This is a genomic window from Daejeonella sp., assembly GCF_049655485.1.
Lineage (GTDB): Bacteria > Bacteroidota > Bacteroidia > Sphingobacteriales > Sphingobacteriaceae > Daejeonella.
In genome coordinates, this window is the sequence record NZ_JBASJU010000018.1 from 1 (window position 1) to 12,909 (window position 12,909).

Here is a 12,909-nt window from a genome sequence, read left to right on the forward strand (position 1 = left end):
TTTTCCTGCTCACCTCTTTCCTGATGGATCCGCCCAATATCTACAGCATAGGTATAATTGCCAGCCTGTGCTTTTAAAAGCTTTCTAGCCAATTCTTCAGCCTCGTCATACCTCGTAGTCTTTATCCAGGACGTGAAAAGTGGATCATAGTAGCCGGGGTTCTTTGTCCTGTTGAAGAGTTTTTCGTAGATAACAGCTGCCTTGTCGAACTCCCCTGTTTGAAAATACTGAACTGCGAGCGCTTCATCCGGACTGAGCTGCGCCATTAGGGGCGAAGCGCTCAAAATCACGATAAGCAAGACAAGTATTTTTTTCATCTCAAAATTAATACTAAAACAGGCAGGAACTAATATACCGATAAATTGTCACCATTAATATGAACGGCCTGGCTATTAATAAAGTACGGGCATATTTTTTTTTATCAAACACTTGTAGTTTAAATGTTACGCTGTCGTCAGCTCGGTTGCTGAATCTTTTAGTATCTTGAAATTTGAACACTGAAATTACCCCATGAATTTTCGCCCGGTGGTAATTTTTTGGTTGCAATTTTTTCATTGCAACCATTTTGTAGACTTTTGTTAAAAATTTGGTACATAACCTGGAAATGCAGTTTTTTAAAAAATATTTTCTTTTTTTTATTTTACTTGGTAGCATATCCTGTACTATGGAAAATACGGCAGATCGCATCCCTGTCGAGAATTTCTTTAAGTCAGAGTTCAAAACAACGTTTCTGGTTTCACCGGATGGGGAGTACATCTCTTATCTCAAGCCAGACAACAACCGCATACATATTTATGTGGAAACCTGGGATGGGAAGAATACTACCCAAATAACCTGCGACACCAACAGGAATATCATTTATTATCTATGGGCAAATAACAATGAGTTGCTTTATCTCAAGAACGAAACTGAGAAAGATGACTACGGTCTTTTCGCGGTCACGAGAGATGGTTCGAACAAGCGGGAGTTAATATCATTTGCTGACACTAAAATCCGGATGATTACAACGGAACCGGTTCAGGACAACAATGTGCTGGTTTCCTTAAACAGGCGCGATTCTACTGTTTTCGATGCCTATCGGCTAAACATTCAGACTGGCGAACTTTCCCTGCTTGTCCGAAATCCTGGCAACATTACTAAATGGTACGCCGACAGGGATGGCCAACTTCGGATGGCAATTGCCAGCGACGGGGTAAATGAAACCTTGTTATATAGAGAATCTGAGGAGGTCGACTTTAACCCGGTTCTTACTAATAACTTCAAAGTAAGTATTGCGCCGGTAGGCTTTAGCACGGATAATACCTGCATCTATGCTTTGTCCAATAAAAACAGAGATAAGATGGCTCTTGTTGAGCTCGATTGTGTCACGGGAAAGGAGCACCGTGTTATCTATAGTAACTCGGAAGTGGACGTATCTGAGGCAGTTTTTTCTGCAAATAAAGACAAACTCATATATGCGGGTTATGAAACCTGGAAAAAGGAGCGCCACTATTTGGACGATTCGATAAAGGCCATGTATGGACGGCTGGAAAAACTACTTCCCAATAACGAAATAAAGGTTACGGGTTCGGATGCTTCAGAAACTAAGTTCATTATACGTACTTACACCGACCGAAATCCAGGCTCGTATTATTTATATACTAATGCTGATAATAAGCTGGTGAAACTCAGCGATGTTAACCCATCAATTAATTTGGAAGACATGGCTAAAATGAAGCCAATCTCTTACAAAACGCGCGATGGTCTAACCGTTAACGGCTACCTTACTCTGCCTAAGGGAAAAAAAGAAACAATGCTTCCGGTGGTGGTTATGCCTCATGGTGGCCCCGATGCCCGTAATAGCTGGGGTTATAATTCGGAGGTACAGTTTCTCGCTAACCGCGGATATGCTGTATTTCAGGTCAATTATAGAGGTTCCAAGGGTTATGGCAAGAAATTCTGGATTGCTGGCTTTAAAGAGTGGGGAGGAAAAATGCAGGACGATATTACTGACGGGGTCCGGTGGATGATAGCGGAGAAGATCGCTGATCCAAAACGCATTGGTATTTATGGGTCAAGTTTTGGCGGTTACTCAGCCCTTCATGGTTTAATTTTCCGTCCATCACTGTATAAGTGTGGGGCGTCTCACTCAGGCTTCACCAACTTATTTGCTTATTTGAAAGACATCCCGCCATACTACCGGCCATACCTACAGATGTATTACGAGATTGTAGGTAACCCCGAAGCAGATGCAGATTATTTCCGTGCTGTATCACCTATTTTTCATACCGACAAGATCCGCGTGCCGGTATTAATTGCCCAGGGAGCAAGAGACCCCCGCGTTAATATGAATGAAACGAACCAATTCGTTAAGGAGCTGAAAAAGAGGAATGTTCCGGTAACTTACATTCTTAAAGAAAATGAGGGGCACTATTTTCGGAATGCCGAAAATAAATTGGAGTTTTACATGGAACTTGAAAAGTTTCTTGATAAAAATCTACGAATAGAGTGATAAATGAAGGAGTATCAGCAGATCTACCGAAAAAATTTCTCCTTAAGTACTAGCTTCCTGATTTTAATCACAGCCTCCGTGGCTGTTGCATTTTACTTAGCCTATAACCTTACTTCCAAATATGTCGAGAACGAATTTGTTTCGCAAAAGATTGGAGTTTTTGAGGAGACGGTAAAGCCCTACAATAGTTTTTTTCAGAATAAGATCCCCGAAATCTCTTTCTATCAGGGTTATCTCGACTCTAGCCAGGCCGTTAAATACGTTGACACGATTTTCCGGAAATTTAAATTTGTAGATCGGATTGTCTTTTATGATGCAGCAATTAGTAACCACCAAATCCCGAATGGTGTCAAGGTTGATAATTTGGCTATGGGTCCCAAGTCAGTTTTTCAATTTGATCGGGACATGGAAAGAGACTCCATATTAGTCTTTAAAAATAATTCTGCCAACAGCACATTTTCTCTGAAAACCGGAGATGAATTCAATAAGATGGCGATCAAATTCACGGAATTTGTGGAGTCTTCTGATACCTCTAAAGCCCTCAACGATGATGATCGTTTTGATGTTTTTTATACCATTACCTCGAATCGGATAACATATATGAATGTTCCCAGGCGGGAGGAGTTAAAAATCTATAAGGAGCTAATGACTAAGGACCTGCCTATATCGCCGGTTTATGAAATAGACCTCCTCACCTTCTATCTGGATCCGCTCAAACTTACCATTCGAAATACTAATCCTCAGCTCTATCAACATATTAGCATCAAGCCATTGGTATATGAGTCTTTGGCAAATGACCCTGAACTGATCAGTAATGATTTGCCCTTATCCGGCCCATTCTCAGATTATAAACTGTACTTCAGTTCCAACAAGAGTTATCTGATGAAAGAGATAAACCGACGGTTCATCCCTATTGCTGGGGGCCTGTTTATCACATATGGAGTCTTACTTCTAATTGGATATTTAATTTACCGCAACCTGAACGTTAATAGAAAAATGTTCAAGCTTCAGTATGATTTTGTCAATAACCTTACACACGAGTTCAAGACACCTGTCAGCGTAATTAAGATTGCTGGGAATAATATCCGAAGTGCGGCTACATTATCCGACAAGGAAAGGTTGCATTATGGAAAAATTCTCGACGAAGAAGCAGATAAGCTTAACGACTTGATGAATAAACTTCTCTCGTTTACCCAAATTGAAAATAAGGCCATTAAAATTAAAGAGGAAAGCATAAACCTCGACGTTTTTTGTCAGAATATGATCGATGCTTATCAGATTAAGTATCCGAAGTTTGACATTGTATGTCAAATTGATGGAATCGAATATTTTAAAACAGATCCCGTTCTGCTGGGAAGCATCTTTCAAAACCTCATAGACAACGCTTATAAATACTCAAACCCTGATAAGAAGTACCTAAAGATTAGTATCAGGAAAATTAGAAAGAATCTGATCATGAAATTTACAGACCGCGGAATTGGAATACCTTCGCAGGACATCGATAATATTTTTAAAAAGTTTTTCCGGGTCCAAAACCAGTACAATCAGCAGGGTAGCGTTGGTTTAGGTTTGGCATTCTGTAAAGAACTGGTTAAATTTATGAACGGAAATATTACAGTTCACAGTGTGGAAGGGAAAGGGTCTGAATTTACAATTGAATTGCCTTACGAAATATAGATATGTCAAAAGAAATCAAAGTTGCTGTTATTGAGGATGATGAAAATCTCCGTTTTTTAGTTGTTCACCGCCTTAATACAGAAGGATATAAAGTTGTTGAAGCATCAGATGGTGCGTCGGCTGAAGATCTGATCATGACCGAACAGCCTGATATATTTCTTTTGGACTGGATGCTTCCAAATAAGCAAGGTTCAGAAGTTTGTCAAAACGTAAGAAAATTAGGCTTTAATAATATCATTGTAATGATGACAGCCAAAGCTCAAGATGTTGACAAGATTGATGCATACAGTTTTGGCGTTTCAGATTACGTGACCAAACCCTTTAATATGGATGTTTTGGTCGCTTTGATCGATAACAAAGTAAAATTTGTGATCAACAATGAAAAGTCTGAACTATACCGCTTCGGTAATATGGAGCATCATCCGAATACCCATTCCCTGATGCGCGACGGTAAAAAAATAGAGCTTACTATACTTGAAAACAGGATATTACTTTATTTCCTTAAAAACGCTAACACAGTAATTAACCGCGATGAACTGATGATGGTGGTATGGGGCTATAATTCGGATGTGAATACCCGCACGCTGGATATGCACATTGTCCGCCTTCGTAAGAAAATTGAGAACAATCCAGACCGCCCGCACTTTATGCAAACGGTAAGGGGGGTTGGTTATAAGTTTGTGGCTGAATAAGTTGTACTTTATACGTAATACGTTTTACGTCTGGTTCAAAAGGAAGTTGTACGTTGTACATAATACGTTCTACGTCTGGGCGTATAACACAACGTTTAGTTACGTATAACGTATAACGTACAACGTATAACGTACCACTGTCCAAGTACCACTCAAAAGTAAATGTCCACGTAATCGGTAGTTGTCCCATCACAATTAAGCATATTCTGCAACCTCCAGTATTTTCTGGTGCCCGTGGCTTTGAATAGCTGCTTGCCAGTTTTAATACAGGATTTCCCAGCACCTGAATGCACATTATGTTCTATTTTCCCGTCGAATTCGAGCTCTCGTTCATTGATAGGACTGATCTTTCCTTCGATTCTCAGATAGCTTTCTTCGTTTGTCTGGGCTCCCAGGATTGAATGCCAGCCATTTTCTGAGGGTGTTATGATAACAGACCCGGGCTTATCCCAGCTAATCCATTGCAGCGTGAGGTCGTGTTGGCCCGCAAACGTAGGCTCAGTATTTTTTGGGCTTGAGTCAGGAAGTTTTTGAATCGTGTCGCCTTCGTATGTTCTCTGAGCCTTTTCAATAATTAATTTCAGACTGTCGTTTTTCTTCTTTAGGTCGAAATTCTCCTCTCTTAAACGCTGTTCGGCGGTATCACCTGCTTTGGGTTTGCAGGAGAATGTGAAGAGGATTGCTAAGAGAAAAAGTGTCGCTTGTTTCATAAAGATAAATGTACAAAGACGATACCAAAGGGAGTAGTACGTTATACGTTTTACGTCTGGGCCGTTAGCACAGCCTTTAGTAACTTATTACGTATAACGTACAACTCTCCGCGGCGTTTAGTAACGTATAACGTATTACGTACAACTTATAACTTTCTCAGTTTCTTCTCAAACATCTCCTTCCAATCCTCACTTAATTCTTTCAAATTAACAAGCCTCTCAATTTCTTCCTTATTTTTTGAATCATGATATCGGATATAGTTCACATCCATTACCGAGATATTTTCCGGATGAGAGCTTATATGAACAAGCTTATCAGTTATTTTTACCAGGCCCGGGGTAATAGTACGTAAGTAAAAGCCAGTAAATCCGAAATTTTGGAGAAGCACAGGAAACTGTTTATAGTTATATCGGATTCCAATGACATAACAGGGCCCGCGGGGTTCCGACACTTCAACTACGGCTTCTCCCAGCTGATAACGGTCGCCGATAAATACATTGCTTTCGTGTGCAGCCTCACCCCTTAAGGTTAAATTCTCCCCAAATGCCGCAGGATCAAGTTCGAATCCTAATTCATTTGTCCATTTTATAAAATGATCGGAATTGTAACAGCAGATGGCTTTGTCATTGCCGCCATGATGTTTTTTATCCTGAACCATATCGCCTTCAAAAGAGGTCATTCCTAGCAGCAGGCTTTCAGTCTTAATAGGGACCTTTTTGTAGGCCGTCTTCACCGTTTGGTGATCGGAAACTAATACTTCCGGCTTGCCAAGGATGTTTATAGAGACTATTTCGATTACACTCATAATGGTAAGTAACTGCAAAGAAGGAGCATCAAGAACTGGAAAATCATCGTTCCATCAAGGTAGAAGAAATAATAATATTCGTTTTTCTGCCATTTAGATTTAAAAATCAGCCAGCCGGTTAAAATAATAGTCAGCATTAAACCCAGGAAGTTGCTGTCAATACTTTTTGTAAATAAGAAAAGCAGAATCAGGTATATCGCTAATAAGCCCTGGCATATGAGCAAGGCGTTTTTCTCGCCCAGAACAACTGGAATAGTCTTGAGTTCAAGAGTTTTATCCTGAAAAAGATCCCTGATGTCGAAGGGAACAGTAATAGCAGCAATGAAAAGAAAGCGCTTCGCGATAAGCAATATGCTATCGTTTATGGATACCGAGGTTTCAATACTGCTTTCCAGTTCCAGGATAGGGATAAGCACGCAACTAAAAGCCCATACCGCTGCAATCAGAAACAATTTTACGCCTGGGATATTCCTCAAGCCAAAATGTTTATCGTGTATCGTAAAAATGGGTAGACTGTACGCAACAGATACTAGAGCAAGGCTCACCAGCAGTATTTTGGTAGATGTATGCAGGAAGAAAAATAAAGGCAATATCGAAAAGATGGCAATCATGGTTAATGTAATCATCAACCGGTAATGCGAAAAAATCCATTGAACTCTCCTGAAAGGAGAATTTTCAGGCTTCGCAGGCTTGCTTCGCAGGATGCTAAAATTATAAAGGGCCAGTGTTGAGCAGAAAAGGAGGCCCAGGACATGCATCTCAGGCTTCGTACCGAGCAACTGGTAAGTTACCAGGCCCTGAGCTACGGCACATAATGCAATAAATATATTGCTGAATAACAAACAATCAAGGCCCTGCCTAAGGTATTTGTTCATATTTGGTAGACGCCGTTCTGCTTATGCAGGGGTCCGGCGTAATTCAAATATCGTAATTTCAGGTAATATTCCAACCCGGCCCGGATATCCCAGGAAACCATATCCAACATTTACATAAAGCTGTTGCTTATTTTCCTCATAATGGCCCGCCCATTCGTTATACACATATTGAGCAGGGCTCCATTGGAAGTTCTCTGTAATCAGCCCAAACTGCATCCCGTGAGTATGGCCGCTAAACATAGCATCAATCTGTGGGTACTCAGGAAGCACCTGCGCACGCCAGTGGGAAGGGTCATGAGATAACAATAGCTTTACGGGAAGATCATCTGTGTTTTTAACGGCAAGGTCCATTTTGCCGTATTTAGCAAAACGCCCTGCGCCCCAGTTTTCAATACCCAGCACACCTATCTCCTCATTTCCGATTTTAATTCTGCGATTTTCGTTCAGCAGGAGGTCCCAACCCATCGCTTTATGGGTAAGCTTCAGGTCCGAAAGGTTTTTGGCTTTAGCCGGTGAAGGGGCGGTGCCGTAATAGTAATCGCCATAATCATGGTTTCCGAGAACCGAGAATACTCCCAGCGGGGCTTTAATTTTTGTGAAGATGTCCTGGTAATCACGCATTTCTGTTGCAACGTTATTCACCAGGTCACCAGTAAAGAAAATCATGTCGGGCTTTTCTTTAAGAAGCATCTCCACGCCGCCGATCACCGCTTTACGGTCATAAAAACTACCGGAATGCACGTCCGATATTTGGCCCAATTTAAGCCCGTCAAATGCCGCAGGTAAATTTGGAAGATGAAGTACTCTCCGCTTTACGCGATAGTCATACGCACTGGCTATCATCCCGTAGGTGAAAGAGGCCAATGGTAGTGCTGCCACTAATGTTCCGGCTCGTACCAGAAATTCAGAACGTGGAATGCTTCCAGTAGTGCGGGCGGGTTGTGCCGGCCGGTCAGTGTTGCCGCCAGACACCTTTCGTTTGATCCAAATTACACCCCGGCGTAAATCATCAATAAGCAGGAAAGGAAGTATGAAAATCTTGGAAACAACGGTCAGGAAGAACAGGACCATGATGATGGTCCTGAAAAACCCCCTGATGTTAAGAAAGATACCTATAAACACGCCGATAATCAGCAGTATGGTATAGCCCCACCAGATGTATTTAAATGTTAATAGATTATTATCTTTCCATTTCCAGCTTACCGAGCGAACTGCCCGGTATATATAAAAATCCAGCATGATCAGCAGGATGGTGATCACAATTAGTGCAAAAATACGGTTAGCCATTAATACTTTCCCCTGTCTTCATTATAATCATCATCCTCATCTTCTCCAAATTCAGGGCTGAACAGACTGTTGAACATGTCAGCAAATCCATATCCTTTATCCAGGAATGATTTATTGACCAGCGAAAATTCAGCAAGGCCATGGAGAAGGAATTCCATTAAGAGAAGCTGTTGATTTTCACTTAGGCGTGGATGGAATTGTTTGATTACTGCTTTCAGTCCGGGAACGGAAAGAAGAGCAGATTTATACTGCTGAAGCGAAAGGTCGTCGACCAGGCTTATAGTGTTGCCCGATCCGAACCAGTTAATGATTTCCGAATACGGATTTGAAGTTTTCGATTTCTTTAATTTTTCGGGGTCAGGGAAATAAGTGGTCATCAAGGTTTTGATTGCTTTTCCTAATAAGATATTTGCAACTTTAGTTGGCCCTTCTAACTCACCTTCATATACCAATTCAATTTTTCCTGTTATTGCCGGAATAACTCCCAGAAAATCTGAAACCCTGACGAACGTTTGTTTCTCATCATTAAGAAGCATTCTTCGCTCGGCATTACTGATGAGATTCTCATAAGCAGAGATAGTCAGACGCGCAGAGACTCCAGATTTTTTATCTATATATTCCGAATCCCGGGCTTCAAATGCAATTTGTTCGACGAGATCCTTCACAAGGCCATCAGCTTCTACATCTGCGCGCTGGGATGCGGTTAGGCGGGCTTCCTGCTGTGTAATTTTCCTTGAGATCTCTACGGATTTAGGATAATGTGTAAGAATCTGGCTTTCAATACGGTCTTTAAGGGGAGTTACGATTGCACCCCGGTTGGTATAGTCTTCTGGGTTTGCGGTGAACACAAACTGAATATCTAGTGGCAAACGTAGTTTAAAACCCCTTATTTGTATATCTTTTTCCTGAAGGATGTTGAATAGAGCCACCTGAATCCGGGCTTGGAGATCCGGAAGCTCATTGATTACGAAAATCCCCCGGTGAGCGCGCGGGATGAGTCCAAAGTGGATTACCCGTTCATCGGAATAAGTTAATTTTAAAGTAGCGGCTTTAATAGGGTCAACATCGCCAATAAGATCGGCTACGGTAACGTCTGGCGTAGCAAGTTTCTCAGTATATCTGTCCGAGCGGTGAAGCCAGGCAACAGGCGTTTCATCTCCTTTTATGCTGATGATATGGTGTCCGAACCATGAAATGGGATTCATGGGGTCTTCAAACAGTTCAGATCCCTCGATATAAGGAACGTATTCGTCCAATAAATTGATCATCAGCCTCGCTATCCTGGTTTTGGCTTGACCGCGAAGTCCCAATAGCAAGATATTATGCTGCGAAAGGATGGCAGTTTGGAGGTCAGGTATAACCGTATCCTCATAACCTATGATACCCTCCATTACAGTATTCTTGTTCTTTAACTGTTTGATCAGGTTTTCTCGCAGTTCTTCCTTAACCGATCGGGCTTTATATCCTGAAGCTTTCAGGTCTTTTAATGTCTTTAAGTGCAAAATATCCATTGTATTATCTAACCGTTCTTCTTCTGTTTTTAATATAATCTTCAAAAATATATTCACCCAAGCCCTTTAGAGAGCTGTAAAAAGCCTTTCCGCCGTTGATTTCAGTAAACTGACGTACAAATTGCTGCAGATAAGGATCCTTGGCAATCATGAAAGTGGTGATGGGAATCCCTAACCGCTTACATTGGGCAGCCATATTCAAGGTCTTGTTAACCACTTTCCGGTCGAGGCCGATGCTATTCTTATAATACTTATTACCTTCTTTAAGGCAAGTTGGTTTACCATCAGTAATCATAAATATCTGGTTATTGTGGGTTTTCCTGCGTCGCAAAAGATCCACCGCAAGCTCAAGCCCGGCATAAGTATTCGTATGATAGGGACCAACCTGTAAATAAGGGAGTTCTTTAAGTGTAATCGGCCAGGCATCATTTCCGAAGACTACGATATCAAGGGTGTCTTTAGGATATTTTGTCCGGATGAGTTCAGCCAATGCCATGGCCACCTTTTTAGCCGGAGTAATCCTATCCTCACCATACAAGATCATCGAATGCGAAATGTCGATCATCAGCACCGTTGATGTGATCGTTTTATAATCTTTCTCCTCTACTTCAAGGTCCCGCTCGGTCATGGAAAAATCGCCAATACCATGATTTATCTGCGCGTTGTGGATTGAGGCAGTCATGTCGATCTGGTCAAGGCTGTCGCCGAACTGATACTCCCTTCGGTCGGCATTCTTTTCCTCGCCTAATCCGGAAATATTGGTATTATGGCTTCCTTTGCCTGATTTCTTAAGCTTTCCGAAAATTTCTTCGAGTGCCGACTGACGTATAGTTTGTTCCGTTTTAGAAGTAATAACAAAGCCGCCGGGATTTTGATCATCATCTCCCAGGTACCCCTTTTTCTTGAGATCATCAATGAAATCGCCCATACCATACTCATCGGTAGTGAGATTGTATTGTTTATCAAGCTCATTCATCCAGGCGATTGCTTCATTAGCATCGCCGGATGTATAATTAAGTAGCTCAAGAAACAATTTCAATAATTCATCAAAACCGCCTTTTGGAAGCTCATTCGGAATAAATTGTGAAAATGAATGTCCCCGCATAGTGTAATCCTCCCTATCAATTACGAAGATTCGAAGATAAAGGTTTGGGGTGGGGGAAATGTTTGGTGGGTGTAAAATATAAGGTCCCTCACTGCGTTCGGGATGACGGGTTTTTTTATCGTGGCTAATTGCTACATTTAGATATGAAAAAATTGTTCATCCTTCTGGTTATGATCGGGTCACTTACTTCCTGCGCAGTTAGGAAAACATCCGATCCGCAGGAAATACTCGCCGTGTTGGAAAGCCAGCGGCAAGCCTGGAATAGGGGGGATATGGAAGCATATATGCAGGGCTATGAGCGATCTGATTCCCTGGTTTTTGTGGGAAAGAACGGGCCTGAATACGGTTGGCAAACAACATTGGATAATTATAAGAAATCTTATCCCGACAAATCGGCTATGGGATTTTTAACCTTTGATATAAAAAAGGTTAAAATCCTAAGTTCTGATCATGCTTTTGTATTGGGCGCCTGGCATCTGAAGAGGGAAAAGGATGAACCGCAGGGATGGTTTACGCTGCTATTGAAGAAAAGTGGCGGTAAATGGAAGGTGGTGGCTGATCATTCGAGTTGATTGGCGAGCTGCCAGTTACCCGTTGCCTTTCACCTATCTCATTTCACCTATCTCCACAAAAAGTTCCGAAGCGACGTGGTCCGCGAATAATTTCCCCTCCCGGGTTAATTTAACTTTGTGATCTTCGATAATTGCCCATTTTTTATCCAGAAATGGCTCCATGGCTTCAATAATCTTTGAGCTATAATCACTATGAAAGCGCTCGCTGATCAGATTCAAATCCATCCCTTTGCTGGTTCGGAGTGATGTCATAATATATTCGTTTATCCTGTTTTCTACTGTCAGGGTTTCCATTTCGAACGGGATTTTATTCCCTTCGAGTGCGGCTATGTACTTCGAATTATTCGAAATATTCCACTGTCTGCTTTCACCGTTAAAGGAGTGGGAAGAAGGACCTATTCCCATGTAATTTACCCCTTCCCAATAATTGGAATTATGCCTGGAATGCCAGCCTGGTTTGGCGAAGTTCGAAATTTCGTAATGTTCAAAGCCGGCGTTTTGCAGCTCGTCTATAAGCATTTCGAATTGTCGGGCGCTCTGGACTTCATTCATTGGCTTCTGAACTCCTTTGTTGATAAAAGAAGCCAATGCTGTGGCCGGCTCTACTGTCATCGAATAAGAGGAGATATGTGGTACCTGCAATCCAATAAGCTCGCGTATGTTATACTTCCATTTTTCACCAGAAAGCAGTGGGTAGCCATAAATCAAATCCACAGTAATGTTTTCGAAACCAGCATCCTGAATCCGTTTGATGGAGCTGTATCCTTCAGAAGCTGTATGCGCCCGGTTCATCCATTTCAAATCCTCTTCGAAAAAAGATTGTACTCCGATACTGAAGCGGTTGATGGGCAGCTGCCGAAATTCCTTAACTTTTTGAGGATTTAAATCATCCGGATTTGCTTCAAGTGTGATTTCCGCGTAAGCTGATACAGGGTAGTGTTCAGTTATCTCATGAATAAGCATTCCCAGTTCATCAGCACTTAATACTGAAGGAGTACCGCCCCCGAAATAAATAGTTTCGATCTGTTCACTTCCTGTATAATCCTTTCGTAAAAGTATTTCTCTTCGAAGCGCATTAACCATCTGGTTTTTGTAAACCGGCGACGTACTGAAATGAAAATCGCAGTAATGGCAGGCTTTTTTACAGAAAGGGATGTGCAGGTATATTCCGGCCATGCTGAGT

At 41.7% G+C, this 12,909-nt stretch carries 12 protein-coding genes; 4 read left to right on the plus strand and 8 right to left on the minus strand.

Going from position 1 to position 12,909, the window contains the following annotated elements:
- On the minus strand, positions 1–317 hold a 317-nt coding region (locus WBJ10_RS00925), incomplete at its 3' end, for a tetratricopeptide repeat protein (protein WP_424287678.1).
- 347 nt (positions 318–664) lie between these two features.
- Here WBJ10_RS00925 and WBJ10_RS00930 point away from each other — a divergent pair.
- Genes WBJ10_RS00930 through WBJ10_RS00940 form a run of 3 tightly spaced genes read left to right on the plus strand, consistent with a single transcriptional unit; the run spans position 665 to position 4,860 of the window.
- Entirely contained in the window at positions 665–2,491 is a 1,827-nt protein-coding gene (locus WBJ10_RS00930; RefSeq protein WP_424287679.1) for a prolyl oligopeptidase family serine peptidase, read from the plus strand.
- Positions 2,492–2,494: 3 nt separating this feature from the next.
- Positions 2,495–4,168 (plus strand): sensor histidine kinase, encoded by a 1,674-nt coding sequence (locus WBJ10_RS00935; protein WP_424287680.1) that lies wholly within the window; start codon positions 2,495–2,497, stop codon positions 4,166–4,168.
- Between the two features lie 2 nt (positions 4,169–4,170).
- On the plus strand, positions 4,171–4,860 hold the full coding sequence (locus tag WBJ10_RS00940) for a response regulator transcription factor (RefSeq protein WP_424287681.1): 690 nt from the start codon (positions 4,171–4,173) through the stop codon (positions 4,858–4,860).
- Between the two features lie 152 nt (positions 4,861–5,012).
- On the opposite strand, the gene WBJ10_RS00945 is transcribed toward WBJ10_RS00940, so the two are convergent.
- The 6 genes from WBJ10_RS00945 to WBJ10_RS00970 form a co-directional block, all read right to left on the minus strand.
- On the minus strand, positions 5,013–5,570 hold the full coding sequence (locus WBJ10_RS00945) for a hypothetical protein (RefSeq protein ID WP_424287682.1): 558 nt from the start codon (positions 5,568–5,570) through the stop codon (positions 5,013–5,015).
- Between the two features lie 146 nt (positions 5,571–5,716).
- Entirely contained in the window at positions 5,717–6,376 is a 660-nt protein-coding gene (locus WBJ10_RS00950; RefSeq protein WP_424287683.1) for an MOSC domain-containing protein, read from the minus strand.
- Complete coding sequence (locus WBJ10_RS00955; protein WP_424287684.1) at positions 6,373–7,251, minus strand: hypothetical protein; 879 nt, start codon at positions 7,249–7,251, stop codon at positions 6,373–6,375. Before WBJ10_RS00955 ends, WBJ10_RS00950 begins: the two co-directional genes overlap by 4 nt.
- A gap of 21 nt (positions 7,252–7,272) precedes the next feature.
- Positions 7,273–8,538 carry a metallophosphoesterase gene (locus tag WBJ10_RS00960; RefSeq protein ID WP_424287685.1) on the minus strand — a complete coding sequence of 422 codons (1,266 nt, stop codon included), beginning with the start codon at positions 8,536–8,538 and terminating at the stop codon, positions 7,273–7,275.
- Positions 8,538–10,049: a sigma 54-interacting transcriptional regulator gene (locus WBJ10_RS00965; RefSeq protein WP_424287703.1), complete on the minus strand. Its 1,512-nt coding sequence runs from the start codon at positions 10,047–10,049 to the stop codon at positions 8,538–8,540. The genes WBJ10_RS00960 and WBJ10_RS00965 overlap by 1 nt, the downstream gene beginning before the upstream one ends.
- A gap of 4 nt (positions 10,050–10,053) precedes the next feature.
- Complete coding sequence (locus tag WBJ10_RS00970) at positions 10,054–11,154, minus strand: vWA domain-containing protein (protein WP_424287686.1); 1,101 nt, start codon at positions 11,152–11,154, stop codon at positions 10,054–10,056.
- A 143-nt stretch (positions 11,155–11,297) separates the two neighbouring features.
- Between WBJ10_RS00970 and WBJ10_RS00975 the strand changes: the two genes are divergently transcribed.
- Positions 11,298–11,726 carry a YybH family protein gene (locus WBJ10_RS00975; RefSeq protein ID WP_424287687.1) on the plus strand — a complete coding sequence of 143 codons (429 nt, stop codon included), beginning with the start codon at positions 11,298–11,300 and terminating at the stop codon, positions 11,724–11,726.
- Positions 11,727–11,759: 33 nt separating this feature from the next.
- Here the strand turns inward: WBJ10_RS00975 and hemW are convergent, their stop codons facing one another.
- Positions 11,760–12,902 carry a radical SAM family heme chaperone HemW gene (gene hemW / locus WBJ10_RS00980; protein WP_424287688.1) on the minus strand — a complete coding sequence of 381 codons (1,143 nt, stop codon included), beginning with the start codon at positions 12,900–12,902 and terminating at the stop codon, positions 11,760–11,762.
- Between the last annotated feature and the right edge of the window lie 7 nt (positions 12,903–12,909).

Coding starts and splice junctions, on each gene's coding strand:
- WBJ10_RS00965 (WP_424287703.1), bottom strand. CDS start 10,049: ATGGATATTTTGCACTTAAAGACATTAAAAGACCTGAAAGCTTCAGGA.
- WBJ10_RS00935 (WP_424287680.1), top strand. CDS start 2,495: ATGAAGGAGTATCAGCAGATCTACCGAAAAAATTTCTCCTTAAGTACT.
- WBJ10_RS00950 (WP_424287683.1), bottom strand. CDS start 6,376: ATGAGTGTAATCGAAATAGTCTCTATAAACATCCTTGGCAAGCCGGAA.
- WBJ10_RS00955 (WP_424287684.1), bottom strand. CDS start 7,251: ATGAACAAATACCTTAGGCAGGGCCTTGATTGTTTGTTATTCAGCAAT.
- WBJ10_RS00970 (WP_424287686.1), bottom strand. CDS start 11,154: ATGCGGGGACATTCATTTTCACAATTTATTCCGAATGAGCTTCCAAAA.
- WBJ10_RS00960 (WP_424287685.1), bottom strand. CDS start 8,538: ATGGCTAACCGTATTTTTGCACTAATTGTGATCACCATCCTGCTGATC.
- WBJ10_RS00975 (WP_424287687.1), top strand. CDS start 11,298: ATGAAAAAATTGTTCATCCTTCTGGTTATGATCGGGTCACTTACTTCC.
- WBJ10_RS00945 (WP_424287682.1), bottom strand. CDS start 5,570: ATGAAACAAGCGACACTTTTTCTCTTAGCAATCCTCTTCACATTCTCC.
- WBJ10_RS00940 (WP_424287681.1), top strand. CDS start 4,171: ATGTCAAAAGAAATCAAAGTTGCTGTTATTGAGGATGATGAAAATCTC.
- WBJ10_RS00930 (WP_424287679.1), top strand. CDS start 665: ATGGAAAATACGGCAGATCGCATCCCTGTCGAGAATTTCTTTAAGTCA.
- hemW (WP_424287688.1), bottom strand. CDS start 12,902: ATGGCCGGAATATACCTGCACATCCCTTTCTGTAAAAAAGCCTGCCAT.